Genomic DNA, 26,166 nt, shown 5'->3' on the forward strand with positions numbered 1-26,166 from the left:
TGTTGGATACTGCTCGCCCGTCGCAGGGGACGGCATCGCCGCCCCCCACAGAATCAGCGGTGTACCTGCAGGGGCAAACACTGCCGCCCCTGCAGGCGCCTACATCACTTGGCGCCAGCCGACTCGAGGAAGTCCTGGGCAAAGCGCTGCAATACACCGCCCGCTTCGTAGATCGACACTTCTTCACCGGTATCGAGACGGCAAGTGACCGGCACTTCGACCCGCTCGCCGTTCTTGCGGTTGATCACCAGCGTCAGCGTGGCACGCGGGGTGCGCGAACCCACCACATCAAAGGTCTCAGTGCCGTCGATGCCCAGGGTCTTGCGGTTGACGCCCGGCTTGAACTCCAGCGGCAAGACACCCATGCCCACCAGGTTGGTACGGTGAATACGCTCGAAACCTTCGGCAACGATGGCTTCGACACCGGCCAGGCGTACGCCCTTGGCCGCCCAGTCACGGGACGAACCCTGACCGTAGTCGGCACCGGCGACGATGATCAGCGGCTGCTTGCGCTCCATGTAGGTCTCGATGGCTTCCCACATGCGAGTGACCTTGCCTTCCGGCTCGATCCGCGCCAACGAACCTTGCTTGACCTTGCCGTTTTCCTGAACCATTTCGTTGAACAGTTTCGGGTTGGCGAAGGTCGCACGCTGGGCGGTCAGGTGGTCGCCACGGTGGGTCGCATAAGAGTTGAAGTCCTCTTCAGGCAAGCCCATCTTGGCCAGGTATTCGCCCGCAGCGCTGTCCAGCATGATGGCGTTGGATGGCGACAGGTGATCCGTGGTGATGTTGTCCGGCAGCACCGCCAGCGGGCGCATGCCCTTGAGGGTGCGCTCGCCCGCCAACGCGCCTTCCCAGTATGGCGGACGACGAATGTAGGTGCTCATTGGGCGCCAGTCATACAGTGGCTCGACTTTCGGGCCAGTGTCTTCGTGGATGGCGAACATCGGAATGTAGACCTTGCGGAACTGCTCTGGCTTCACCGATGCCTTGACCACGGCATCGATTTCTTCGTCAGTCGGCCAGATGTCTTTCAGGCGGATTTCCTTGCCATCGACCACGCCCAGCACATCTTTCTCGATATCGAAACGGATGGTACCAGCAATGGCGTAAGCAACCACCAGCGGCGGCGATGCCAGGAAGGCCTGCTTGGCATACGGGTGAATACGACCATCGAAGTTGCGGTTGCCCGAAAGCACTGCCGTGGCGTACAGGTCGCGGTCAATGATTTCCTGCTGGATTTTAGGGTCCAGCGCACCGGACATGCCGTTGCAGGTGGTGCAGGCGAACGCCACGATGCCGAAGCCCATCTGTTCCAGCTCGGACGTCAGGCCGGCTTCATCCAGGTACAGGGCTACCGCTTTGGAGCCTGGCGCCAGCGAGGACTTCACCCACGGCTTACGGGTCAGGCCCAGCTTGTTCGCGTTACGCGCCAGCAGGCCGGCAGCAATAACGTTGCGCGGGTTGCTGGTGTTGGTGCAACTGGTGATGGCAGCGATAATCACAGCGCCATCGGGCATCTGTCCAGGGACTTCTTCCCACTGACCGGCAATGCCTTTGGCGGCCAGGTCGCTGGTTGCCACGCGAGCGTGCGGGTTGGACGGGCCAGCCATGTTGCGCACGACGCTGGACAGGTCAAAACGCAGCACACGCTCGTACTCGGCATGCGCCAGGCTGTCGGACCACAAGCCCGCGACCTTCGCATAGGTCTCGACCAGCTTCACTTGTTCGTCTTCACGGCCGGTGAGTTTCAGGTAGTCGATGGTTTGCTGGTCAATGGAGAACATCGCCGCCGTGGCGCCATACTCCGGGGCCATGTTGGAAATGGTTGCACGGTCACCCAGGGTCAGTGCACGCGCGCCCTCGCCATAGAACTCAAGGTAGGCACCCACGACCTTTTCCTTACGCAAGAATTCGGTCAGCGCCAGCACCACGTCGGTGGCGGTAATGCCTGGCTGTGGCTTGCCCGACAGCTCGACGCCGATGATATCCGGCAGGCGCATCCAGGACGCACGACCGAGCATCACGTTCTCGGCCTCAAGGCCGCCAACACCAATGGCGATTACGCCCAGTGCATCGACATGCGGGGTGTGGCTGTCAGTACCGACCAGCGTATCCGGGAAGGCCACACCGTCTGTGCTGTGGATCACCGGCGACATCCGCTCCAGGTTGATCTGGTGCATGATGCCATTGCCTGGCGGGATCACATCGACGTTCTTGAACGCCTGCTTGGTCCAGTTGATGAAGTGAAAACGGTCTTCGTTGCGACGGTCTTCGATGGCGCGGTTCTTGGCGAAGGCGTCCGGATCGAAACCACCACACTCCACGGCCAACGAGTGGTCGACGATCAGTTGTACCGGTACTACCGGGTTGACCTTGGCCGGGTCACCGCCCATATCGGCGATGGCGTCACGCAGACCCGCCAGGTCGACCAGCGCGGTCTGGCCGAGAATGTCATGGCACACCACCCGCGCCGGGAACCAGGGGAAGTCGAGGTCGCGCTTGCGCTCGATCAACTGGCTCAACGAAGCGTTCAGGGTGGCCGGGGCGCAACGGCGAACCAGGTTTTCTGCCAGCACGCGGGAGGTGTAGGGCAGCTTGTCGTAGGCGCCGGGCTGAATTGCATCGACAGCCGCACGGGCGTCAAAGTAATCCAGGCGGGTGCCGGGCAGGTTCTTGCGAAATGCTGTGTTCATGGCGCGGGACTCAATCACGGAAAGGTCAGCGGTAGGTAACGCTGAACAGCGCCTGCAGGAGCCGGCCTTGCCGGGACCTGCAAGCACATCCTGTTCAGCTTCACCCTTCTCAGCGTTGCTCGATTGGCACGAACTTACGCTGTTCAACGCCGGTGTACTCGGCGCTTGGACGAATGATGCGGTTGTTGCCGCGCTGCTCGAAGACGTGAGCAGCCCAGCCGGTCAGGCGCGAACACACGAAGATCGGCGTGAACAGCTTGGTCGGAATACCCATGAAGTGGTAAGCCGAGGCATGGTAGAAGTCGGCGTTCGGGAACAGGCGCTTCTGCTCCCACATGGTCTTGTCGATGGCTTCGGATACCGGGTACAGCACGGTATCGCCCATTTCATCGGCCAATTGTTTTGCCCAGCCCTTGATCACTTCGTTACGCGGATCGGACTCTTTGTAGATCGCATGACCGAAGCCCATGATCTTGTCTTTGCGCTCCAGCATGGCCAAGGTGCCGCTGATGGCGTCCTCAGGCGTAGAGAAGCGCTCGATCATTTCCATGGCTGCTTCGTTGGCACCACCATGCAGCGGGCCACGCAGCGAACCAATGGCTGCGGTGATGCAGGAATACAGGTCCGAAAGCGTCGAGGCACAAACACGGGCGGTGAACGTCGAGGCGTTGAACTCGTGCTCTGCATAAAGGATCAGCGAAACGTTCATCACCTTGACGTGCAGGTCGCTCGGCTTCTTGTCATGCAGCAGGTGCAGGAAGTGACCACCCAGGGTTTCTTCGTCACTGACGCAATTGATGCGCACGCCGTCGTGGGTGAAGCGGTACCAGTAGCACATGATGGCCGGGAACACCGCCAGCAGGCGATCGGTCTTTTCACGTTGCTGCTCGAACGTCAGCTCAGGCTCCAGGGTGCCCAGTACCGAGCAGCCGGTACGCATGACATCCATGGGGTGGGCGGCGGCAGGAATGCGCTCCAGCACTTCCTTCAACGCCTGCGGCAGGTCACGCAGGGTCTTCAGCTTGCTCTGATAGGCAGCCAGTTGCGCCTTGGTCGGCAGCTCTCCGTAGAGCAGCAGGTAGGCAACTTCTTCGAACAAAGCGTGCTCGGCAAGCTCGCGCACATCATAGCCGCGGTAGGTCAGGCCGGCACCGGCCTGGCCTACGGTAGACAGTGCGGTTTGCCCGGCAACTTGACCGCGCAGGCCGGCACCGCTGAGTACTTTTGCTTCGGCCATTGCTTTTCTCCAATCTTGAATTTGTTATGGGAAACGTAAGCTGATTACAGGTTCAAGCCTTGATTCAGCTCTTTTTCTGAGCGAACAGGGCATCGAGCTTCTGCTCGAACACGTGGTAATCGATGGCGTCGTACAGCTCCATGCGGGTTTGCATGGTGTCGACAACATTCTTCTGGGTACCGTCACGGCGCAGTGCGTTGTAGACGTTTTCAGCGGCCTTGTTCATGGCACGGAACGCCGACAGCGGGTACAGCGCCAGCGAAACATCGGCAGAGGCCAACTCTTCGGTGGTGTACAGCGGGGTCGCGCCGAACTCGGTGATGTTGGCCAGAATCGGCGCTTTCACCCGGGCAGCGAAGGTACGGTACATCTCAAGCTCAGTGATCGCCTCTGGGAAGATCATGTCAGCACCCGCTTCGATGCAGGCCGCTGCGCGATCCAGGGCAGACTCCAGGCCTTCTACGGCCAGCGCGTCGGTACGCGCCATGATCACGAAGCTGTCATCGGTACGAGCGTCAACAGCGGCCTTGATGCGGTCAACCATCTCCTGCTGAGAGACGATCTCCTTGTTAGGGCGGTGACCACAGCGCTTGGCACCCACCTGGTCCTCGATGTGAATCGCGGCCGCGCCGAACTTGATCATCGACTTGACGGTACGCGCCACGTTGAACGCTGAAGAGCCAAAACCGGTATCGACATCCACCAACAGCGGCAGGTCGCACACATCGGTAATGCGACGCACGTCGGTCAGCACGTCGTCCAGGCCGGTAATACCCAGGTCAGGCAGGCCGAGGGAGCCGGCCGCAACACCGCCACCGGACAGGTAGATCGCCTTGAAACCGGCACGCTTGGCCAAGAGAGCATGGTTGGCGTTGATCGCCCCTACCACTTGCAGAGGGTGCTCGGTAGCGACCGCGTCGCGAAAGCGCTGGCCGGGACTGCTTTTCTGACTCATGACTCACCTCGTGGGCTGTTGGCGTCCAGGTAATGACGCTCGATATTGCGTTTGGAGGCGCCGATATGGCGGCGCATCAGGAGCTCGGCCAGTTCACCGTCACGGTCGGCGATGGCATCGAGAATACGGTGGTGCTCGGCGAACGCCTGGCGTGGCCGATTGGGCGTTGCGGAGAACTGGATGCGGTACATGCGCACCAGTTGATACAGCTCGCCACAGAGCATCTGCACCAGGGTGCGGTTGCCACTGCCCTGGATGATTCGGTAATGGAAGTCGAAATCGCCTTCTTGCTGGTAGTAACCCAGCCCGGCCTGGAAGGTAGCGTCGCGCTCGTGGGTATCAAGCACCCGGCGCAGTTCGTCGATATCCGCTACGCTCATTCGCTCGGCAGCCAGGCGACAGGCCATGCCTTCAAGGGATTCGCGAATTTCGTACAGTTCGATCAACTCGGCATGGCTGAGCGAAACCACCCGTGCGCCGACATGGGGAACCCGCACCAGCAGGCGCTGGCCCTCCAGGCGGTGAATCGCCTCACGCAATGGCCCACGGCTGATACCGTAGGTGCGCGCCAGCTCAGGCTCGGAAATTTTACTGCCCGGGGCGATCTCGCCCTTGACGATGGCCGCCTGAATGCGCCGGAAAACGTTTTCGGAAAGGGTTTCCGAGTCATCCTGCGTAACGCCGGGTGCTTGGCTTGCGTCCAGCATATTGTCGACACCTTCAAAATCAATAGGGCCAAAACTAGCCAAATAACGCTCGCCAGTCAAAGACAAAATAAACATTGTCGACAATCGTCTAATAACGAACATGGAGGTCTTCCATGTTGTCTTATGCCAGCCGCTGGCACATGCACACCAGCGTGATAGAATGCCGCCGCCTCCTTTGGGGCATGGATAGTGTGTCTGTCATCTTTTTATGGCAGATGAACGAGGAAGGTTGCGCAGTACTGCCAGTCGCCTTGACCCGAACATCGCACAGCACCGCGCCAGGATTTATGAGACTCACGCCCCTTCTACTGTTGCTCAGCCTTTCTTTATTGCCGGCGCTGAGCCAAGCCAATGACAAGACGGTCTACGGCCTTAACGAATACGCCCGCCTTGCCGACATCGACCTTGAGGTTGCCGCCAAGCTCGACACCGGCGCCAAGACCGCCTCGCTCAGCGCCCGCGACATCAAGCGCTTCAAGCGCAATGGCGAATCCTGGGTGCGCTTCTACCTGGCCATCGATGCGGCGCATTCGCACCCGATAGAACGCCCACTGGCCCGCGTCAGCAAAATCAAGCGCCGGGCTGGCGACTACAACCCGGATGAAGGCAAGGCGTACACCGCTCGCCCTGTCATTGCCCTGAATATCTGCATGGGGAACGCCTTGCGCACCATTGAAGTGAACCTCACTGACCGCAGCGCGTTCCAATACCCGCTGCTGATCGGTTCCGAAGCCCTGAAACACTTCGATGCCCTGGTCGACCCAAGCCTTAAATACGCTGCCGGCAAACCCGCCTGCGCCACCGCCGCTCACACCGCAGAGTAAAACCGATGCGCTCTCTTACCCTCCACCTCAAAGTCCTGATCACCGTTCTGGTGTTGCTGGGCGTATTGGTCACGGCCTACCAGATCTTCTTCCTCGGCATCCCGGTCACCGAAGACGAGACGGACGACCTGTGGAACATCGACGCCAAGGTCGAGTTCGTCGCCAGCGCCAAAGACCCGGTCAAGGTCCAGATGTTCGTGCCACCGCTGAGCAGTGACTACGTCAGCCTCAACGAGAGCTTCATTTCCAACAACTACGGCGTCAGCGTCAACCGCGTCGATGGCAACCGCAAGGTGACCTGGTCGGCACGCCGCGCCAGCGGCAACCAGACCCTCTACTACCGCCTGGTACTGACAAAGCGCTACAGCGCCGAAAAACCCAAGGCCAAAGGTCCCACCTTCCGTGACAGCCTGCCCGTCGAAGGCCCGGAGAAGATCGCCGCCGAAGCGCTGATGGCTCCTATCCGCCAGCATTCGGCAGACGTCGAGACCTTTGTCAGCGAGACCATCAAGCGCGTCAACAACGTCAACGATGACAACGTCAAGCTGCTGCTGGCCGGCGATACCTCAAGCCTGCACAAGGCCAAGATCATCGACCTGCTGCTGTCGATTGCCCACGTACCGATTGAAAAAGTCCATACCATCCGCCTGCTGGCCGACCAACCACAAACCCCTGAACTGTGGCTGCGCAGCTTCAACGGCACCGACTGGCTGTACTTCAACCCGGACACCGGCGAACAGGGCCTGCCGAGCGACCGCCTGCTGTGGTGGACGGGCGATGACAACCTGATCACCGTCGATGGCGGCAAGAAAGCCAACGTCAGCTTCAGCCTGAACAACAGCGAGATGAACGCCATCCGCCTGGCCAAGCTGACCGACGAGAATACCGACGCCGACTTTCTGGAGTACTCACTGTACGGCCTGCCCCTGCAGACCCAGCAGACGTTCATGATCATGGTCATGATCCCGATTGGCGTACTGGTGATCCTGGTCCTGCGCAACCTGATCGGCCTGCAGACCCTCGGCACCTTTACCCCGGTACTGATCGCCCTGGCCTTCCGCGAAACCCAACTGGGCTTCGGCATCGTCCTGTTTACCATCATTACCGCGCTGGGCCTGTCGCTACGCTCCTACCTTGAGCACCTGAAGCTGCAGATGCTGCCACGCCTGTCGGTGGTACTGACCTTCGTCGTGGTACTGATTGCCGCCATCAGCCTGTTCAGCCACAAGCTCGGCCTGGAGCGTGGCCTGTCGGTCGCATTGTTCCCGATGGTGATCCTGACCATGACCATCGAACGCCTGTCGATTACCTGGGAAGAGCGTGGTGGTGGCCATGCGATGAAAGTGGCCGTCGGCACCCTGTTCGCAGCCTCGCTAGCGCACTTGCTGATGAGCGTGCCGGAACTGGTGTACTTCGTCTTCACCTTCCCGGCGGTACTGCTGATTCTGGTGGGCTTCATGCTGGCAATGGGCCGTTATCGCGGCTACCGCCTGACAGAGCTGGTCCGTTTCAAAGCCTTTGTGAAGGACGCCTGATGTTCGGTCTCTGGAAAACCTGGAAAGCCCTGGAGGCCCGGGGCATTATGGGTATCAACCGGCGCAATGCGGACTATGTCCTCAAGTACAACAAGCGCCACCTGTACCCGATCGTCGATGACAAGATCATCACCAAGGAGCGTGCGATCAAGGCCGGCATTCATGTGCCGGAAATGTACGGGATCATCTCCACCGAGAAAGAGATCGAAAAGCTCGACGAGATCATCGGCGGGCGCAGTGATTTCGTGATCAAGCCGGCCCAAGGCGCTGGTGGCGACGGCATTCTGGTCATCGCCGACCGTTTCGAGAACCGCTACCGGACCGTCTCGGGCAAGATCATCAGCCACGAGGAAATCGAGCACCAGATCTCCAGCATCCTGACCGGCCTCTACTCCCTGGGCGGGCACCGCGACCGGGCACTGATCGAGTACCGGGTCACCCCCGACCAGATCTTCAAGAGCATCAGCTACGAAGGCGTACCGGACATCCGCATCATTGTCCTGATGGGCTACCCGGTCATGGCCATGCTGCGCTTGCCGACGCGCCAGTCTGGCGGCAAGGCCAACCTGCACCAGGGCGCCATCGGGGTCGGGGTCGACCTCGCCACCGGGCTCACCCTGCGCGGCACCTGGCTGAACAACATCATCAGCAAGCACCCGGACACCACCAACGCGGTAGACGGCGTGCAACTGCCAAACTGGGACGGCTTCATGAAGCTGGCCGCCGGTTGTTATGAGCTGTGCGGCCTGGGTTACATCGGTGTCGACATGGTGCTGGACCAGGACAAGGGCCCGCTGATCCTTGAGCTCAACGCCCGCCCCGGCCTGAACATCCAGATCGCCAACGATTGCGGCCTGACGCAGCGCACCCACGCCATCGAGGCCCACCTGGAAGCCCTGGCGAAGAACGGCGTGAAGGAAACCGTGGAAGAGCGGGTTCGCTTCACCCAGGAGCTGTTTGGCCACGTGCCGAACAACTGATGCAACGCCCTGAGGGGATACAAACCTACCCTCAGGGCGACATCGGGTGCCTCAATTGCGCGCGCACCTCTAGGAGCAACGCCTGCGGAGGACTACAATCCGTTCCCCGCCCTGACAGCTCTTGATGCGAATGCCCACCTGCACCGTTCATCCCCTGCCCTACCAGGCCGACCCTGCCGACTACTTTGCCCGTGTCCGCCAGGCACCTGGCGCCATCCTGCTCGACAGCGCGCGCCCGAACGCCAGCCGAGGGCGTTATGACCTGCTGAGCGCCTGGCCAGTAGAGCAGTTGTCACCCCATGATGGCGAAACCGGCATTGACTATCTCCAGCGCCTGCGCGACAGCCTGAAGCGCCTCGGTACTGCAGACCTGCCCGATGAGCTGCAACTGCCCTTCGCCGGGGGCCTCATAGGCTACCTCAGCTATGACTTCGGGCGACGCCTTGAAACACTGCCAGCACTGGCCGTGGATGACCTGGGCCTGCCGGATGCCGGCCTGGGGCTGTATGCCTGGGCACTGATCAGCGACCATCAGCGCGGCACCACCCAGTTGGTGTTTCACCCAAGCCTGGCACCTGACGAAGCACAGCGCCTGCTGCGCCTGTTCCTTGCACCAGCTGTCACCGACGACAAGGCCGATTTCACGCTGAAGGCGCCAATGCGCGGCGATCTTTCCCCCGAGCAGTACCGCCAGGCGTTCGAGCGCGTGCAGCACTACATCCATGCGGGCGACTGCTACCAGATCAACCTCACCCAGCGCTTCCGAGCACCGTGCCAGGGCGATCCCTGGCACGCCTATCGCGCCCTGCGCAGCGCCTGCCCTACGCCGTTCTCCGGGTTCCAGGCACTGGCAGACGGCAGCGCCCTGCTGAGCTTCTCGCCCGAGCGGTTCATCCAGGTACACGCCGGCCAGGTAGAAACACGCCCGATCAAGGGCACCCGACCGCGCAGCCAGGACACTGTCGAAGACGCCGAGAATGCCGCCCAATTGCTGGCCAGCAGCAAAGACCGTGCAGAAAACCTGATGATCGTCGACCTGCTGCGCAACGACCTGGGCCGCAGCTGTGAAATCGGTACGGTTAAAGTCCCGGAACTGTTCAGCCTGGAAAGCTATCCCAACGTCCACCACATGGTCAGCGTCGTCACCGGGCAACTCGCAGCCGACAAGGACGCGCTGGACCTGATCGCCGGCAGCTTCCCCGGCGGCTCGATCACCGGCGCGCCGAAAATCCGCGCCATGCAGATCATCGACGAACTGGAACCCAGCCGACGAGCACTGTACTGCGGCTCATTGATTTACATCGACGTGCGCGGCGAAATGGACAGTTCCATTGCGATCCGCAGCCTGCTGATCAAGGACGGCCAGGCCTGCTGCTGGGGCGGCGGCGCAGTGGTCGCCGATTCGGATTGGCAAGCCGAGTACCAAGAGTCGATTACCAAGGTAAAGGTACTGCTCGATACCTTGGGGCAACTCTGAAGCACATCTGCCTTCTTCTGACGACAGCCCGGCCAGTCATTCAATGCAAACCGTCTAGCCAGACATTTTTTGTTAAGATCAGCCTAAACGAGCGCAAAGCGCCATTCACAGACCGGAAGCCGCCTGATGAGCCAACCCTTCGACGTCGCCGCCCTGGCCGCGACCTACGCCAGCAAGTCACCGCAAGACATCCTCAAACTTGCCTTCGAGCACTTCGGTGACGACCTGTGGATCTCCTTCAGCGGCGCCGAAGACGTGGTGCTGGTGGACATGGCCTGGAAACTGAACAAGCAGGTCAAGGTATTCAGCCTCGACACCGGTCGCCTGCACCCGGAAACCTACCGTTTCATTGATCAGGTGCGCGAGCACTACTCGCTGCCGATCGAAATCCTCTCTCCCGACCACAGCAAGCTCGAGCCCTTCGTCAAGGAAAAGGGCCTGTTCAGCTTCTACAAAGACGGTCACGGCGAATGCTGCGGTATCCGCAAGATCGAACCACTGCGCCGCAAACTGGCCACGGTAAGCGCCTGGGCCACCGGCCAGCGTCGCGATCAAAGCCCGGGCACCCGCAGCCAGGTAGCCGCGCTGGAAATCGACGGTGCCTTCTCCACAGCAGCGCACACGCTGTACAAGTTCAACCCACTGGCACAGATGACCAGCGAAGAAGTCTGGGGCTATATCCGCATGCTCGAGCTGCCCTACAACAGCCTGCATGAACGCGGCTTTATCAGCATCGGCTGCGAGCCCTGCACCCGCCCGGTGCTGCCGAACCAGCATGAGCGCGAAGGCCGCTGGTGGTGGGAAGAGTCAACCCAGAAAGAATGCGGCCTGCATGCAGGCAACCTGATCAGCAAGGGCTGATCTGAAGGGTACCCCTTGTGGACTTGCCCGCGATGCCGACACCATCGCAGGCAAGCCAGCTCCAACAGAGCCCCGCGCCAGCTGTAGGAGCCGGGCTTGCCCGCGATGCAGACGCCGCGAACTCACGGGCACCGCACCGAGGCCATCGCAGGCAAGCCAGCTCCAACAAAGACCGCGCAAGCTGTAGGCGCCAGGCTTGCCCGCGATACAAACGCCGCGCACGTACTGACACCTCACCGACGCCATCGCAGGCAAGCCAGCTCCAACAGAGCCCGCGCCCGCTGTAGGAGCCGGGCTTGCCCGCGATGCAGGCGCCGCGCGCTTACTGACACCCCGCCGATACCACCGCAGGCGAGCCTGACACAAAAATCACATGCTCTGCGCGGCTGGCTTTCTCAGCACTGAAACCGGCACCCATGGCCGGTTTTTTTGTGGCACCACGTTGTGGTCAGTGGACCGGCAGCTCAACACCTTCAAAGAGCTCTTCCAGTTCCTGCTTGTTGTGGCACTGAATAGCCTTGGCCATTACTTCACGCGTCAGGTGCGGGGCGAACTTCTCGATGAAGTCGCACATGAACCCACGCAGGAACGTGCCGCGGCGGAAACCGATCTTGGTCACACTGGACTCGAACAACTCGCTGGCATCGAGCACCACCAGATCGCTGTCGAGCTTGGGATCAACAGCCATCTTGGCGACAATACCAACACCCAGGCCAAGGCGAACATAGGTCTTGATCACGTCAGCATCAGCGGCGGTAAAGACCACTTTCGGGGTCAGGCCACGGTGACTGAACGCTTCGTCGAGCTTTGAGCGACCGGTAAAGCCAAAGACGTAGGTCACGATCGGATATTCCGCCAGCACTTCCAGCGTCAGCTTAGGCAGCTTGGTCAACGGATGCCCCTGCGGCACGACCACACAACGGTTCCAGCGATAGCACGGCATCATCACCAGGTCGCCGAACAGCTCCAGGGCCTCGGTGGCAATGGCGAAATCGACGGTACCATCAGCCGCCATCTCGGCAATCTGCATCGGCGAACCCTGGTGCATGTGCAGCGCTACTTCCGGGTATTGCTTGATGAAGTTACTGATCACCGGCGGCAACGCGTAACGCGCCTGGGTGTGCGTCGTTGCGATCGAAAGGGTGCCCTTTTTCTCATTGGAGAATTCCTGGGCGATTTGCTTGATGCTCTCGACCTTGCGCAGAATTTCCCCAGCCGTGGTAATAATCCGCTCACCCGCCGGCGTGACGCGCGTCAAGTGCTTGCCGCTACGAGCGAAAACCTCAACACCCAGCTCATCTTCCAACAGACGGATCTGCTTGCTGATACCAGGTTGGGAGGTATACAGGCTCTGTGCTGTCGCGGAGACGTTGAGGTCGTGGTGCGCCACTTCCCAGATGTAGCGCAATTGTTGAAGCTTCATAGGTATCCCTCAAATCAGCTGGGCGTCACCGGCAGCAGCGACGGGTTATAACTATATTAGTGGTTTGAAGAATAAATCTAGAACTATTTCACCGGTTTTCCTACAGCCTCGCTCACGTACCGCTCACCCCTTGCGCCGGCCCAGATGCTGGGCCAAGGGGACCATGTACACCGGCACTGGCGAAAGCTGCAACACACGCGCCGCGGTCCGACCCAGCGGAATCGACACCCCTGCGCCACGGGAATGGCTGCCAACAATCAGCAAATCGACACTCAGCCGCTGAGCCTGCTCCAGAATGACCTGAGCAGGATCCCCCTGACGCACCCGCACGGCACGGATCAGGGCCAGGTCCTCATGCCCACCCAATTCATCACGAAACGTATCCAGCACCCGCTGTTCGATATTGGCCATCACCGTGTTCACACCCTGGCTATGCAGTTCATCCAGGGTCTGTTCGTCCAGGTAGCTCTGCAGCAGTGATTCAGCGAACTGCCCCATCGGCTCAACCGCATGAATCACATACAATTCCGCGTTGAAGGTTCGCGCCAACGCCAGCGCATGCTGCAAGACATAAGGCGCGTACACACCGAGGTCTGTGGCATACAGCATCGAATGGATCATTTGCCCTCCTCGACTGCCGAATCGGCAGCGCACGCTTCAGCTTAGCAGCGTCAAGGTGATGCGCAGCCCCCGTCCGGCGAGCACCGCCGGGCTCAACCGGGCGCGTGCTCGTTGCTGACACCATGAGGCACATGCCCCGTCGCGACCACACCTCGGGCGCGCTCGCAATGCCCGGCCTGATCATCGAAGAACACGTCGGCGGCGAACGCTTCAAGAAACGCCGACTTGTCGAGGCCGCCGAGAAACAGCGACTCGTCCAGACGGATGTCCCAATCGCGCAAGGTACGGATCACCCGCTCATGGGCGGGTGCAGAACGCGCGGTAACCAGTGCCGTACGAATCGGGCAGGCGCCTTGCGGAAACTCTTTCTGCAGCACATGCAACGCGGCCAGGAACGGCTTGAACGGGCCGCCACCCAACGGCTGGCGAGCCGCCTGGCGTTCGTTGGCCTGGAAGGCTTCTAGCCCTCCTTGCTGGTAGACGCGCTCCGACTCATCGGAAAACAACACCGCGTCGCCATCAAACGCGATACGCAGTTCATCGCTGGCCGCTCGCCGGGCACCGCCAGACAGAATGGTCGCGGCGGCAAAACCGGCCTCCAGCGCACGGCGCACGTCCTCGGCATCAGTCGACAGGAACAGGTGGCAACCAAATGCCGCCAGATACGGATAAGGGCTGCGGCCGCCGACAAAGGCGGCGCGTGAAATGCCCAGACCGTGATGTTCGATGGCACTGAACACACGCAAGCCGGTGTCGGCACTGTTACGCGACACCAGCACCACCTCCACCCGCTGCTGACCGAGACTGTCATTCAAACCCAGCAGTTTCTGCACCAGCGGGAACGCATCGCCCGGCTCCAGCAGCTCATCCTCATGGTCGATCTGGTACTGCCGGTAGGCTTCCACACCCTGCGCCAGAAACACCTGATGGCTTTCACTCAGGTCGAACAACGCCCGCGAGGAAATGGCCACCACCAGCTTGTCGACCAGACCTTTACTCATGCTGCACTCCTGGGGGGTATCAATGGTTATGCCGATCAATAAATGCCAGCGTCTGATACAGCGCTTCGATTCGCGGCAGCTGGCAACCGGCCTGACGCGCCTGCGCCAGTGGTTCAGCATAGATGGCATCCAACTCCAGCGGCCGCCCCTGAGCGTAGTCGTGGTACATGCTCGGCCAGTAATCCGGCATGTTCTCAGTGATGGCAAACAGATCCTCAGCGTACCCCTCTGGCAGGACATGGCCACAGGCACGCGCCCCGTCCACCACCTCGCACATCAACGCCTGAATCAGTGCTCGGCTGGACGCATCCGCCATCAGCACGCTGGTGCTGGCCTTGAGCAACACCGAAAGGCCGTTGTACGGCACGTTCCACACCAGCTTCTGCCAACGCGCCTGAGCCAGGTTGAGCATGCCCCGGGACTCGATACCCGCCGCATGAAACAGCGCCACAGCTGACTCCACTCGCGCCTGACGTGCCAATACATCCTGCGCCGGGCCACTGTGATAGCCAAGGTTCACCGCACCCAACGCCTGATGCCGAACCACCCCCGGCGCCGTGCGATTGAGGCAGACAAAACACAAGCCTCCGAGCAGGTGCAGGTTAGCGGGCAACAGAGGCCGCAACGCCTCTTCGACACCCAACCCGTTCTGCAGCAGCACGACGCTGCCACCCGCTTTGCACGCTCGAGCGATCAAGGGTGCCAGGGCCGGGTTGCTGGTGGTCTTGGCACCGACCAGCAGCCAGTCGCAGGGTGGCATTTCAGCAGCATCGCTATAGGCCTGCACCGACGGCAGGCGTAACACCCCGTGAACATCACTGTCGATTTGCAGCCCCTGTTCACTGACCGCCGCAAACTCACTGCGCAACAGAAAATGCACGTCGAACCCGGCACGAGCCAGCATCACACCATAAAAACCACCGATGGCGCCGGTACCAATAATACCGATGCGTTGTTGCGCCCTTTCCATCACCACCCCTGGACTGATTGTTTTTTGATCAGCTTTCATACGTAAATCAACCGCTTCACTTTCCTTCACTATACTCAGCCAAACAAGGTCAAATAATCGACACGGAGTCGATATGCGTGGATTCCTGCCTCACCCCGATGACGTTCCGGTCGAATTGACCTTGCGCTCGTCACCCAGCCTGTTCCGCCAGCGACTCCACACTATCAGCCTGGGCGGCGTAGCCTGCAACCATCCACGGGCCTACCGCCGCGGCATGGCGGTTGAAATGATCATCCCTTCCCTCGGCGAAGATGCCCGCTACCCGGGTTACGTCGCCTGGTGCCAGAAGCAGGCACAAGGCTACCGGGTCGGCATTGCCTTTGTTGATGAGCAAGCGCTGTTCGGTGCACGAATGAGCGAACAGGTCTGCCAGATCCAGCACTATTGCCAACAACACGCCGGCGATGAAGCTCAAGACATCGACCTGCAAGTCCTGGCTCAGGAGTGGATAGCCCGGCACGCCACCGAGTTCTCGGAAGCCAGCCTGGAGGCGAACCGGGTGCTGCAACCACGCCCGCTGCCACTTTAGTCGCACTCGACCGGTCTTTATGCGCGTTCCCACACAGGAAAGCGGGCCTTGCCCATTGTCGAGCCACGGTGTAACGCGCTAAGGTTCGGCTCCCCCGCTGCGTTAAATCATGCTGCTCCGCCGCACGGGGATCGCTGGCGGCCGGCATCCGTGACCTGACGAGTAACACGATGGCTGATTTACCGATCGATGACCTTAACGTTGCCTCCAACGAGACCTTGATCACCCCCGATCAGCTCAAGAAGGAAATACCTCTCAGTGCCACCGCGCTGAAAACCGTGACTGCGGGCCGCGAAGTGGTGCGCAATATCCTCGACGGCAAGGACCACCGCCTGTTCGTGGTCGTCGGCCCTTGCTCGATTCACGACATCAAGGCCGCCCACGAGTACGCCGAACGCTTGAAAGTACTGGCCGCAGAGGTGTCCGACACCCTGTACCTGGTCATGCGCGTGTATTTTGAAAAGCCGCGTACCACCGTGGGCTGGAAAGGTCTGATCAACGACCCGTACCTGGATGACTCGTTCAAAATCCAGGACGGCCTGCACATCGGCCGCCAACTGCTGCTGGACCTGGCGGAAATGGGCCTGCCAACCGCAACTGAAGCACTCGACCCGATTTCGCCACAATACCTGCAGGACCTGATCAGCTGGTCGGCCATTGGTGCGCGCACCACTGAATCGCAAACCCACCGTGAAATGGCTTCGGGCCTGTCCTCGGCCGTCGGCTTCAAGAACGGTACCGACGGTGGCCTGACCGTAGCGATCAACGCCCTGCAATCGGTCTCCAGCCCTCACCGCTTCCTGGGTATCAACCAGGAAGGTGGCGTCTCCATCGTCACCACCAAAGGCAACGCCTACGGCCACGTGGTACTGCGCGGCGGTAACGGCAAGCCAAACTACGATTCAGTCAGCGTGGCACTCTGCGAACAGGCACTGACCAAGGCCAAGATCAAGCCGAACATCATGGTCGACTGCAGCCATGCCAACTCCAACAAGGACCCGGCACTGCAGCCACTGGTCATGGAGAACGTGGCCAACCAGATCCTCGAAGGCAATCAGTCGATCATTGGCTTGATGGTCGAGAGCCACCTGAACTGGGGTTGCCAGGCGATTCCGAAAAACCTTTCCGAACTGCAGTACGGCGTCTCGATCACCGATGCCTGCATCGACTGGGACACCACGGCGAACACGCTGCGCAGCATGCACGCCAAGCTCAAGGATGTACTGCCAAAGCGTCAACGGGGCTAGTAGCACGCACACAAAAACGCCGGGCAAATGCCCGGCGTTTTTGTGTTTGCCGCGGTTGCTGGCAGGTATTCAGGCTTTCGACGACTGCCGTTGATGCCGTTCCATATAGCGTTCGACATAGGAACAGGATGGAATGACCGTGTAGCCCATGGTATCGGCGTACTCAAGCGCCTTCTCGGTAAGTGCAGCCGCAATGCCGCGACCGCGCAACGCATTGGGCACGAATGTACGGTAGATATCCAGGGTCTGCTTCCCCAGATCCATGTAGGTCAGGTACGCACGATGACCGTCCACATTGGTCTCGAACTGATGACCAGCCTGGTCATGGTGGATGGACAACGCCTCGCTCATCACTACTCCTCGCGGGTCTTGTATTTGACCCCTACCTTACCGATGTTTGTCCGGCGAAGGAACCTCTACGCCACCCCGTGCCCCAGTTGGACAAGGAGAAGAGCCTGGTCGTTCTCTGGCAGCTGAGCACGTCACAAATAGTAGGCGCCCTGGGTACAGATGCTCAAGGCGCTTGATCGTAAAAATCGCGCACTAGCAGCACGCCAACGTCGTACCCTTCAATGGCACTGACAGTTACCGGATGTTCTAGTCCTGTGACGAAGGATGACCGTTAAAGTCACCTTTAGTTCAACAAAAAACAACGCCTTACACTAGATACTGCAACCTGGACCGTCTAAAGCTGAATGCTTTTCATACAGCGACTGTGTCGGTTTCGACAGAAGCGTAATTTTTTTCCAGTTCTTGCGCTGTGTCAGTTTACTTACTACAAGTAATGGGTAGTATGTACGCCGGCCAGTTTCTCTTTGTTGAGAGATGGCTCTTTAATAGAAAGTCCTTGAAGGGGAACACGATGAACAACGTTCTGAAATTCTCTGCTCTGGCTCTGGCCGCAGTTCTGGCTACCGGTTGCAGCAGCGTATCCAAAGAAACCGAAGCTCGTCTGACTGCTACCGAAGACGCAGCAGCTCGTGCACAAGCTCGTGCTGATGAAGCCTATCGTAAAGCTGACGACGCTCTGGCTGCAGCTCAAAAAGCTCAACAGACTGCTGATGAAGCTAACGAGCGCGCTCTGCGCATGCTGGAAAAAGCCAGCCGCAAATAATAATCTTTCGGGATTGTTATGAAGCCGGCCCACTTGTGGGCCGGCTTTTTTTTGGTTCATCACGGACTACCGGAAAAGGCGCTCGCAAGCTTGAATGACCGCCTCTGCCAGATGCCGCGTCATGCGAACGACGTTGACAGCTCTCAATCCCGGTTTCTCGCATCAGACTTCGAGTCATCTTTCAGGACTTGGGCGGCAACATGTGATTGAGCTTTACCCACTGCTCGGGTGGCGGCCTCCATCAGCTGCTTTTCTATTTCGCTGGCTCTGCGTCGTGCGAACATCTCCAGGCCGAAGCCGTTGGGGATAAATCGGCCTGATTGGTCGTAGGCGCCCAAAATCATGTCACCGGCAATGTTGTCTCCAAAGTTGATTTCCGTTGGGCTCAAGTTGATCTGCCGTGAGTTGGGGTATTTGGCCATGTGGTGATTGGCGTAGAGGTGGTAGCCATCCATGTCGATGGTGTCGACGACGTACGTATAGCCCCCGCGTTTCCCGCCGTAGACAAAAGCCCCCGTGTGTTCCTTGTAATAGAACACCGAAGTAGAGATGCCTTTCCCGTCAGGATCCAGTGCATTGCGGCCTCCGCCGAAGCCTCCCCGAACGCCCGTGATTTGATGAATGTCTTTCTTGATCTCCGAGATTGGCGTACGAAGCTGGAAGCCGTCTCTGAAAATGACCTCGGGGGTACGCATATCGCCACGAAATACCTGACCCCGGTAAATGATGAGTTTGTGATTCTCCACTGTCTTTTTCATGCACCGTGCGTATTCATAAATCATGTCCTGGGCCGCAGCTGGGCCTTGACTCAGACGTTCGAGCAGACGTCGCTTCAGGTGCATGGCGCCTAACTCCGAGGGAATTACGTTCCGGTTGATGAGCCGGATGTCGTGATAAAGAGGTGGTGTCACGCCGTCGAACCTCATGCGCTTGAGGACGTTCCCGGATATCGCGTTCTTGCTGGTGTTGGTAAGCCCTATCGAGGCTGTCTTGGGGATCATGACGGTCACGATTTCCAAGATCGCCGCGATCATCGCCGCTTTGTAGTGCTTGTCAGCGTCCTCCGGACGATCTGCCAACATACCTCTGGTCGCCTCGATACCCGCTGAACACAATCCTAGCAAGGAAGCCAACAGCATTCGGCCAGCCAGCCCTGCGCCAATTGTCGGCGCGGCCACGCCCCCGGATACGATGTTCAATACTGCGCCGAAGAGTTCAAGCCCTTGATCGACCAGACGCTCGGTGTATGTGAAGACCAGCGTATCGATGTCAGAGACCAGTCTCTCCAGATTGGTGACGTACAGATGCGAAATAATGTCGTCGCTGTCATGAAACGTCAGGGATGCGTCCCGCAGGTAATCATTGCTGCGCTTCTCGATGCCCTGATACTTCAAGTCAAACTTCTTGAACCTGAGACCGTCGTAGATCGAAAGGCGTTTGAGCACGTATTTTTCCATTAGCTCTGATGCTTCAATGACTTCCCTTCTCTTCAGCCCATCGCCGGGAAGCTCGAAGACCGCCTGATCGTCCGGCTCGCCGCAAAAAACCAGAAGGGCCGCATGAGGCTCAACGCCGGCCATGGATCCGCGAGCTTCTAGGCAGACGGCTTGAGTGACGACGTACTTGTCCCGAAAGTAAACACGTTTTGGCTGGATCTGACTGTTTTGATACGCCTTGATCAGGTTTTGGCTGCTGACTGACGTCGTGGGGAGGCCCGCATGATGCTGAAGGTGACGTTTCAGCACCTGCTCGCTGAGCATCTTGTACATGTACTCCATGTCCGGGTGAGTGTAATGCTCGATCACCCGGTTCTTGTAATCGGACTGCAGGTCTACAGACTCCAGAGCGGAGATCAGATCCGATGGAAAGTCTTTCGGCCAGATGACTTTGATCATCACCTTGTCTTTAAGCGTGACGTAATGCTGGCCCGTGACGATCTGTTTCAACTCGAAGGCCTGGGTGTGTAAGGGAGAGGGGGCGATGGTGCCGACCAACCCGCCTCCTGAAGGCGCTCGCTCACGGAAAGTCACCTTGATGGGGCTGAGAATGTTCAGCCTTTCTTTGGTCGCCTGCGATGCGCTCGAGGCCTCGATCATTCGTTCTATTTCAGTATTGATATACCTGGCAGGATCCAGCAGTTCCGGCTTCATGCAAAACCCGAGCAACTCAGCCAGTTCGCGGGCCGCCAGATCTTCGCTGCTCACAGAAGGATCAAGCCAACGCGGTATCGGCAGGCCATTTTCCGGGTCGTAGCTGATCAGGTTTTGTTCGTACAGCGGCAAATCATCCATAGGTCATTCCTTGACGGTTAGCAGCACCAGGTGCTGTCGCTTCATCCTTTGAAGCGCAAGGAATGGTGGTGTGGAATGCAGGAGCTGTCTGTAAGAGGTTGGCTGATTACAGGGTTACTTTTCGATCTGGTTTTTGGAGGGTTCAGGCTCGCTGCATCTAAGACGATTCGCAAGAGCAGCGAGCGTCTTTACATGCTGGATGCACGCGCCCACAGAGCCGTTTTACAGCTTTACGTTCAAGGACCTGCTCCACCAACGCCTTGGGTAGCAGACGCCCCATCAGTGGCAGCGCCAGGATGCAAAATCGGCTGTGAACGATAGAAACGGCGGGGCGACTCCTCCAGGCTATTGATGAGTCAGTGAGATACACGCGCAAAAAAAGGCCTGCACAATGGCAGGCCCTTGCAGCACCCTGGCGTATTACTGGATCTCGAGCGGCACGCTGGAAACCATCGGCGCGGTGGCTGCGCCCGGCACAGCGATCTCCACTGGCATGCCGTCTTCAGCAGCAACAACATCGCGCACCATGTCCCAGTTCATGCGCAGGTTATTGGCCAGATCCTGACGCTTGAGCAAGGCATTGATGACCGCAGTGTGCTTGTCGACCACCGAGGGGTTGCCCTTGTCATCCAGCGGCGTATGCGCCTCAAGATAAACCTTGCCCGCACTCATGCCGAACTTGTAAGGCTCATTGATGATGCGCACCGGAGTGCCAACCGGCACCATCTTCGACAGGGCCAGCACGTTGTTGTTGAGCATGCGGAAACACCCATGACTGGTACGCATGCCAATCCCGAACTTCTTGTTGGAACCGTGAATCAGGTAACCCGGTACACCCAGGGTGAACTTGAACGGCCCCAGTGGGTTGTCCGGCCCGGCCGGTACAATGCTCGGCAGAGGATCACCATCGGCCGCGTGCTCGGCCCGAATCGAAGCCGGTGGCGTCCAGGTCGGGTTTGGCGTCTTGGCAGTGATCTTGGTCTGTGCAATTGGCGAACCCCAACCTTCGCGACCAATACCCAGCGGGAAGGTATGCACCACATTCTGCCCTTTCGGGAAGTAGTACATACGGTACTCAGCCAGGTTGATCACGATACCCTCACGCGGACCTGGCGGCAGGACGTAACGGGTTGGCAGAACAATCTCGGTACCCACACCCGGCAGCCATGGGTCGACACCGGGGTTGGCAGCAACCATCTCCAGGTAACCCAGGTCATTGGCAGTGCCGATGTCGGCGAAGGTGTCTTCGTACTTGGCCTTGATAACCTGGACCTGGCCAACGACGTCTTCCCCGGGCGGCGGCAGAGGCAGCTCCAGGGCAGTGGCGGAACCTGTCGCCAGCACGGCGGCAATAGACAGGCAACGGGTGACGGCGGGAAAGCGCGACAACATCCGGAAAATCCTTCGCTAATTCAATAGGGGCAAGACAGCGATTGTACACCCGCCCCCGCCTGACCGGGAGACATCGGGGTGAACGGTTACGTGCGCATATGACAGGCAAATGCTGTCAGAGTTGCGGCCACACCGGCCGTGTGCCACGCCGCTGGGCATCGAGAATCGCCCGACATAGCGGACACAGACGCCGGTCACGGTAGATCGAACGCTCTACCCCGGACCACCGCGGCTGAGCAGGCAACAACGTACCGCACAAGGTACGGTCTGCCGAACACCCCAGCTCAAGTTGACGGGCCACCAGATGAACGCGGATCTCCTGGCAGGCGAACAGATCAAGCTGTTCGTCGGGCTCGATCAATTGATAGGCATACAGGGACCAGGCGGGACGCGGCATTGAGGGCTCCAAATCGGGGGCGCAACATTAGCCGAAAGCCGATCACTAGAAAAGCGTCAAAGCAGCGGTTTTATCACCGGCCAGGCATTATCCAGCAGCCGCTGCTGTGCTCCCTGTGCCGGATGCAGCCCATCGGCCTGCATCAGCTCGGGCACGCCGCCCACACCCTCGAGAAAAAACGGCACCAGAGGGACCTGTTTATCCTTGGCCAGATTGTCATAAACCCTGGCAAACGCTTCGGTGTAGCGAACGCCATAATTGGGTGGCAAGCGCATGCCCAGCAGAACCACCTTGGCGCCCGCAGCGCGGGAGCTGTCGATCATCGCAGCAAGGTTTTGTTGCAATTGCGCCGGCAACTGCCCGCGCAGGCCATCGTTGCCGCCCAACTCAAGCACCACCAGCGCGGGCTTGTGCTCTGCAAGCAGCGCTGGCAGGCGCGCCTGGCCCCCTGCACTGGTATCGCCACTGATTGACGCGTTAACCACCTGGCTGTCGAATCCCTCGGTTTTCAGGCGCGCCTGCAGCAACGACACCCACCCTTGACGGGTATCCAGGCCGAAACCCGCGCTGATACTATCCCCGACGATCAACACGGTACCCGCCGTGGCAAGCTGTGCCATGCACAGCAAGGCCAGACCGGCACTCAATATCCACACTCGCATCGGATTCTCCATGGGCCCCAGCATTCTCATTGCGCAGAACCTTAGCAAAGTGGTTCCCAGCGCGGAAGGCGATCTGACTATCCTGCATGAACTGTCGCTGGACCTGAAACAGGGCGACAGCCTGGCCATCGTTGGCGCCTCGGGTTCAGGCAAGTCGACCCTGCTCGGCCTGCTTGCCGGCCTGGACCTGCCTAGCGCCGGCTCTGTCACCCTGGCCGGGCATGATCTTGGCAGCCTGGACGAAGACCGGCGCGCCCAGGTGCGTGCCGAACATGTCGGTTTTGTTTTCCAGTCGTTCCAGTTGCTAGACAGCCTGAGTGCACTGGAGAACGTCATGCTGCCCCTGGAGCTCGACGGCCGTCGCGACGCCCGCGAACACGCTCGCAGCCTGCTGGAACGGGTTGGCCTGGGCCAGCGCCTGAGCCATTCGCCACGCCAGCTTTCCGGGGGTGAGCAGCAGCGAGTGGCCATCGCCCGGGCCTTTGCCGCAGACCCTGCCGTGCTGTTTGCCGATGAACCGACAGGCAACCTCGATAGCCACACCGGCGAACGCATTAGCGACCTGTTGTTTGAACTGAACAAGGAACGTGGCACTACGCTGGTACTGGTCACCCACGACGAACGCCTGGCCAAACGCTGCCGTCGCCTGATCCACCTGGATGCCGGTCACCTGGTCACCCCCCTGGAGCCCTGATGGCACATCTGTCGTTTTTCCGTCTGCTGAGCCTGGCGTTTCGTCAGTTACTGCGTGATGCCCGTGCAGGCGAGCTGCGCGTGCTGTTCTTTGCCTTGGTCATTGCGGTGACCGCCAGCACCGCCATCGGCTACTTCGGCGCACGCCTGAACGGTGCCATGTTGCTACGCGCCACCGAGTTCCTGGGGGCCGACCTGGTGCTGCAAGGCAGCGCACCGGCGAGTACAGCGCAAATCAACGCCGGTATCGACCAAGGCCTCGAACATGCCCGTGTCGTTGAGTTTTCCAGTGTTATCGCTGCCGACAGCGGTATCCAGCTCTCCAGCGTCAAGGCAGTGGACAACAACTACCCGCTACGCGGCGAACTGCGCAGCGCGGCAGAGCCCTATGCCGCAGAAACACCCGGCACAGGTCCGGCACCGGGGGAGGCCTGGGTTGAGTCACGCCTGCTGGCAGCGCTGAACCTGAAAATCGGCGACAGCATTGACGTCGGTATGAAGAGCCTGCGCATGAGCCGGGTGCTGACCTACGAACCGGACCGCGCCGGCAACTTCTACAGCCTGACCCCCAGGGTACTGATCAACCTGGCCGACCTTGACGCTACCGGCGTGGTTCAGCCCGGCAGCCGGGTCACCTACCGCGACCTGTGGCGCGGCGTACCGGCTGCGCTGAGCGCTTATCAGCAGGCTATCAAACCGGCGCTGGCCGCCCACCAGCAACTGCTGAACTCACGTGACGGCAACCGCCAGATCGGCGGTGCGCTGGGCAAGGCCGAACGCTACCTGAACATGGCCAGCCTGGTGGCCGTGCTCCTGGCAGGCGTGGCCGTGGCCCTGTCGGCCAGCCGTTTCGCCAGCCGGCGCTTCGATGCCAGCGCCCTGCTGCGCTGCCTGGGCCTTTCGCGGCGCCAGGCACTCTCATTGTTCTGCCTGCCACTGGCAATACTTGGCGGCGCTGCGGCCCTCAGCGGCGCATTGCTGGGCTGGCTCGCCCAGTTTGGCCTGTTCCAGCTGCTCAAAGGCTTGCTGCCCAACGAGATTCCACCAGGCGGTATTGCCCCGGCACTGGCCGGCATTGCCACGGGGCTGGTGGCGCTGGCGGGCTTCGCCTTGCCTCCCCTTGCCGCCCTGGGCCGGGTTCCGCCGTTGCGCGTGTTGCGCCGCGACCTGCTGCCCGTCCCACCAAGCAGTTGGCTGGTGTATGGCGCAGCGCTGTTCGCCCTGGGCCTGATCATGTGGCGGCTCAGCCTGGACCTGTTGCTGACCTTTGCCCTGCTGGGCGGCGGCCTGATCGCTGCCCTGCTGCTCGGCGGCCTGTTGCTGCTTGGCTTGCGCAGCCTGCGTCGCCTGCTGGCCAACGCACCGCTGGCCTGGCGCCTGGGCCTTGGGCAGCTGCTGCGCCATCCGCTGGGCGCGGCGGGCCAGTCACTGGCCTTCGGCCTGATCCTCCTGGCCATGGCGCTGATCGCTCTGCTGCGCGGCGAACTGCTCGACACCTGGCAAAACCAGTTGCCCAAAGACGCGCCGAACTACTTTGCCTTGAACATCCTGCCGGATGACAAAGCTGACTTCGCCCACCGCCTGAGCGAGTTCTCCGCCCAAGCAGCACCGCTGTACCCGGTGATTCCCGGCCGCCTGACACACATCAACGGCCAAGCGGTGCAGCAAATCGTCAGCAAGGACTCTACCGGCGATCGCGCCATCCAGCGTGACCTGAGCCTGACCTGGGCAGCCGATCTGCCACAGGGCAACGCCCTCGTTTCCGGTCAGTGGTGGCAGGCCACGCCCCCGGCAGACGCCCTGCCCGGTGTCTCAGTTGAAGCCGATCTGGCCACCAGCCTTAAGCTCAAGCTCGGTGACCACCTGACGTTCAGCATTGGCGGCATGGAACGCGAGGCGCTGGTCAGCAGCCTGCGCACCGTCAACTGGGACAGCTTCCAGCCCAACTTCTACATGATCTTCCAGCCCGGCACCCTGCAAAACCTGCCGACCACCTACCTGACCAGCTTCTACCTGGCGCCTGGCAATGACGCGCAACTCGTGGCCCTGTCCCGCGCCTTTCCGGCGGTGACCATCCTTCAGGTCGACGCCTTGCTCAATCAACTGCGCAGCATCCTTGGCCAGGTGACCCTGGCGGTGGAGTACGTGCTGTTGTTTGTTCTGGCTGCGGGGTTGGCAGTGCTGTTCGCCGGCCTGCAGGCGACACTCGACGAACGCATTCACCAAGGTGCACTGCTGCGGGCACTGGGGGCCGGTCGCCGCTTGCTGACCAAGACCCGACGTATCGAGTTCGGCTTGCTCGGTGCTGCCAGCGGCCTGCTTGCCGCACTCGGCACTGAACTGATCAGCCTGCTGCTGTACCACTATGCCTTTGACTTGAAATGGAGCCCGCATCCCTGGCTGCTGGTACTACCGGTACTGGGCGCTTTGCTGATTGGTAGCGCCGGGGTATACGGCACGCGCCGTGCGCTGAATGCCAGCCCACTGACCGTGCTGCGCGAGGGCTGATAGACTC

At 60.2% G+C, this 26,166-nt stretch carries 23 protein-coding genes; 10 read left to right on the forward strand and 13 right to left on the reverse strand.

Translation table 11 applies throughout. The annotated features are described in order from the left end of the window. Nucleotides 1–104: 104 nt before the first annotated feature. The 4 genes from acnD to CYD26_RS10640 form a co-directional block, all read right to left on the reverse strand. A complete protein-coding gene (acnD, locus tag CYD26_RS10625) occupies nucleotides 105–2,696 on the reverse strand; it encodes a Fe/S-dependent 2-methylisocitrate dehydratase AcnD (protein WP_102052581.1) in 2,592 nt (863 codons plus the stop codon). 109 nt (nucleotides 2,697–2,805) lie between these two features. Continuing rightward, nucleotides 2,806–3,933, reverse strand: coding sequence for a 2-methylcitrate synthase (gene prpC / locus CYD26_RS10630; protein ID WP_065759488.1), 1,128 nt, complete (start codon nucleotides 3,931–3,933; stop codon nucleotides 2,806–2,808). Nucleotides 3,934–3,997: 64 nt separating this feature from the next. Beyond that, on the reverse strand, nucleotides 3,998–4,888 hold the full coding sequence (prpB, locus tag CYD26_RS10635) for a methylisocitrate lyase (RefSeq protein WP_065759489.1): 891 nt from the start codon (nucleotides 4,886–4,888) through the stop codon (nucleotides 3,998–4,000). Continuing rightward, nucleotides 4,885–5,595, reverse strand: a complete 711-nt coding sequence (locus tag CYD26_RS10640; RefSeq protein WP_065759490.1) for a GntR family transcriptional regulator — start codon at nucleotides 5,593–5,595, stop codon at nucleotides 4,885–4,887. The genes prpB and CYD26_RS10640 overlap by 4 nt, the downstream gene beginning before the upstream one ends. 287 nt (nucleotides 5,596–5,882) lie before the next feature. Between CYD26_RS10640 and CYD26_RS10645 the strand changes: the two genes are divergently transcribed. The 5 genes from CYD26_RS10645 to CYD26_RS10665 all read left to right on the forward strand — a co-directional run bounded on the left by CYD26_RS10645 (nucleotide 5,883) and on the right by CYD26_RS10665 (nucleotide 11,272). Next, the gene (locus tag CYD26_RS10645; RefSeq protein ID WP_099776593.1) at nucleotides 5,883–6,419 is read left to right on the forward strand and encodes an ATP-dependent zinc protease; all 537 of its coding nucleotides are present in this window, start codon (nucleotides 5,883–5,885) and stop codon (nucleotides 6,417–6,419) included. 5 nt (nucleotides 6,420–6,424) lie between these two features. After that, nucleotides 6,425–7,954 (forward strand): inactive transglutaminase family protein, encoded by a 1,530-nt coding sequence (locus CYD26_RS10650; RefSeq protein ID WP_099774047.1) that lies wholly within the window; start codon nucleotides 6,425–6,427, stop codon nucleotides 7,952–7,954. Further along, on the forward strand, nucleotides 7,954–8,934 hold the full coding sequence (locus tag CYD26_RS10655) for an alpha-L-glutamate ligase-like protein (protein WP_065759493.1): 981 nt from the start codon (nucleotides 7,954–7,956) through the stop codon (nucleotides 8,932–8,934). Before CYD26_RS10650 ends, CYD26_RS10655 begins: the two co-directional genes overlap by 1 nt. Before the next feature lie 130 nt (nucleotides 8,935–9,064). Then, nucleotides 9,065–10,411 (forward strand): aminodeoxychorismate synthase component I, encoded by a 1,347-nt coding sequence (pabB, locus tag CYD26_RS10660; protein ID WP_102052582.1) that lies wholly within the window; start codon nucleotides 9,065–9,067, stop codon nucleotides 10,409–10,411. A 126-nt stretch (nucleotides 10,412–10,537) separates the two neighbouring features. Further along, on the forward strand, nucleotides 10,538–11,272 hold the full coding sequence (locus CYD26_RS10665; protein ID WP_065759495.1) for a phosphoadenylyl-sulfate reductase: 735 nt from the start codon (nucleotides 10,538–10,540) through the stop codon (nucleotides 11,270–11,272). Nucleotides 11,273–11,720: 448 nt separating this feature from the next. On the opposite strand, the gene cysB is transcribed toward CYD26_RS10665, so the two are convergent. The 4 genes from cysB to CYD26_RS10685 form a co-directional block, all read right to left on the reverse strand. Continuing rightward, nucleotides 11,721–12,695: an HTH-type transcriptional regulator CysB gene (cysB, locus tag CYD26_RS10670; RefSeq protein ID WP_065759496.1), complete on the reverse strand. Its 975-nt coding sequence runs from the start codon at nucleotides 12,693–12,695 to the stop codon at nucleotides 11,721–11,723. Between the two features lie 123 nt (nucleotides 12,696–12,818). Beyond that, a complete protein-coding gene (locus CYD26_RS10675; protein ID WP_065759497.1) occupies nucleotides 12,819–13,316 on the reverse strand; it encodes a universal stress protein in 498 nt (165 codons plus the stop codon). Between the two features lie 92 nt (nucleotides 13,317–13,408). Then, a complete protein-coding gene (locus CYD26_RS10680) occupies nucleotides 13,409–14,317 on the reverse strand; it encodes a 5'-nucleotidase (RefSeq protein WP_065759498.1) in 909 nt (302 codons plus the stop codon). Nucleotides 14,318–14,336: 19 nt separating this feature from the next. Beyond that, on the reverse strand, nucleotides 14,337–15,287 hold the full coding sequence (locus CYD26_RS10685) for a putative 2-dehydropantoate 2-reductase (RefSeq protein ID WP_102052606.1): 951 nt from the start codon (nucleotides 15,285–15,287) through the stop codon (nucleotides 14,337–14,339). A 112-nt stretch (nucleotides 15,288–15,399) separates the two neighbouring features. Between CYD26_RS10685 and CYD26_RS10690 the strand changes: the two genes are divergently transcribed. Both CYD26_RS10690 and CYD26_RS10695 read left to right on the forward strand, forming a co-directional pair. After that, a complete protein-coding gene (locus CYD26_RS10690; RefSeq protein WP_099774043.1) occupies nucleotides 15,400–15,855 on the forward strand; it encodes a PilZ domain-containing protein in 456 nt (151 codons plus the stop codon). A gap of 170 nt (nucleotides 15,856–16,025) precedes the next feature. Continuing rightward, the gene (locus tag CYD26_RS10695) at nucleotides 16,026–17,102 is read left to right on the forward strand and encodes a 3-deoxy-7-phosphoheptulonate synthase (protein WP_099774042.1); all 1,077 of its coding nucleotides are present in this window, start codon (nucleotides 16,026–16,028) and stop codon (nucleotides 17,100–17,102) included. A gap of 69 nt (nucleotides 17,103–17,171) precedes the next feature. On the opposite strand, the gene CYD26_RS10700 is transcribed toward CYD26_RS10695, so the two are convergent. Continuing rightward, entirely contained in the window at nucleotides 17,172–17,453 is a 282-nt protein-coding gene (locus tag CYD26_RS10700; protein ID WP_065762041.1) for a GNAT family N-acetyltransferase, read from the reverse strand. Nucleotides 17,454–17,964: 511 nt separating this feature from the next. Here CYD26_RS10700 and oprI point away from each other — a divergent pair. Further along, nucleotides 17,965–18,216, forward strand: coding sequence for an outer membrane lipoprotei OprI (oprI, locus tag CYD26_RS10705; protein WP_037058464.1), 252 nt, complete (start codon nucleotides 17,965–17,967; stop codon nucleotides 18,214–18,216). A gap of 143 nt (nucleotides 18,217–18,359) precedes the next feature. Here the strand turns inward: oprI and CYD26_RS10710 are convergent, their stop codons facing one another. The 4 genes from CYD26_RS10710 to CYD26_RS10725 all read right to left on the reverse strand — a co-directional run bounded on the left by CYD26_RS10710 (nucleotide 18,360) and on the right by CYD26_RS10725 (nucleotide 22,958). After that, a complete protein-coding gene (locus CYD26_RS10710) occupies nucleotides 18,360–20,507 on the reverse strand; it encodes a hypothetical protein (protein ID WP_102052583.1) in 2,148 nt (715 codons plus the stop codon). Between the two features lie 420 nt (nucleotides 20,508–20,927). Next, entirely contained in the window at nucleotides 20,928–21,899 is a 972-nt protein-coding gene (locus CYD26_RS10715; RefSeq protein ID WP_102052584.1) for a L,D-transpeptidase family protein, read from the reverse strand. Nucleotides 21,900–22,014: 115 nt separating this feature from the next. Continuing rightward, a complete protein-coding gene (locus CYD26_RS10720) occupies nucleotides 22,015–22,296 on the reverse strand; it encodes a hypothetical protein (RefSeq protein WP_065759409.1) in 282 nt (93 codons plus the stop codon). A gap of 56 nt (nucleotides 22,297–22,352) precedes the next feature. Then, nucleotides 22,353–22,958, reverse strand: coding sequence for an arylesterase (locus CYD26_RS10725; RefSeq protein ID WP_099774038.1), 606 nt, complete (start codon nucleotides 22,956–22,958; stop codon nucleotides 22,353–22,355). Nucleotides 22,959–22,968: 10 nt separating this feature from the next. Between CYD26_RS10725 and CYD26_RS10730 the strand changes: the two genes are divergently transcribed. Next, nucleotides 22,969–23,652, forward strand: a complete 684-nt coding sequence (locus tag CYD26_RS10730; RefSeq protein WP_099774037.1) for an ABC transporter ATP-binding protein — start codon at nucleotides 22,969–22,971, stop codon at nucleotides 23,650–23,652. Continuing rightward, entirely contained in the window at nucleotides 23,652–26,159 is a 2,508-nt protein-coding gene (locus CYD26_RS10735) for an ABC transporter permease (protein ID WP_102052585.1), read from the forward strand. The genes CYD26_RS10730 and CYD26_RS10735 overlap by 1 nt, the downstream gene beginning before the upstream one ends. The last annotated feature ends 7 nt before the right edge of the window (nucleotides 26,160–26,166 follow it).

Origin of the sequence: Pseudomonas sp. FFUP_PS_473 (assembly GCF_002858665.1) — a bacterium.
GTDB lineage: Bacteria > Pseudomonadota > Gammaproteobacteria > Pseudomonadales > Pseudomonadaceae > Aquipseudomonas > Aquipseudomonas defluvii.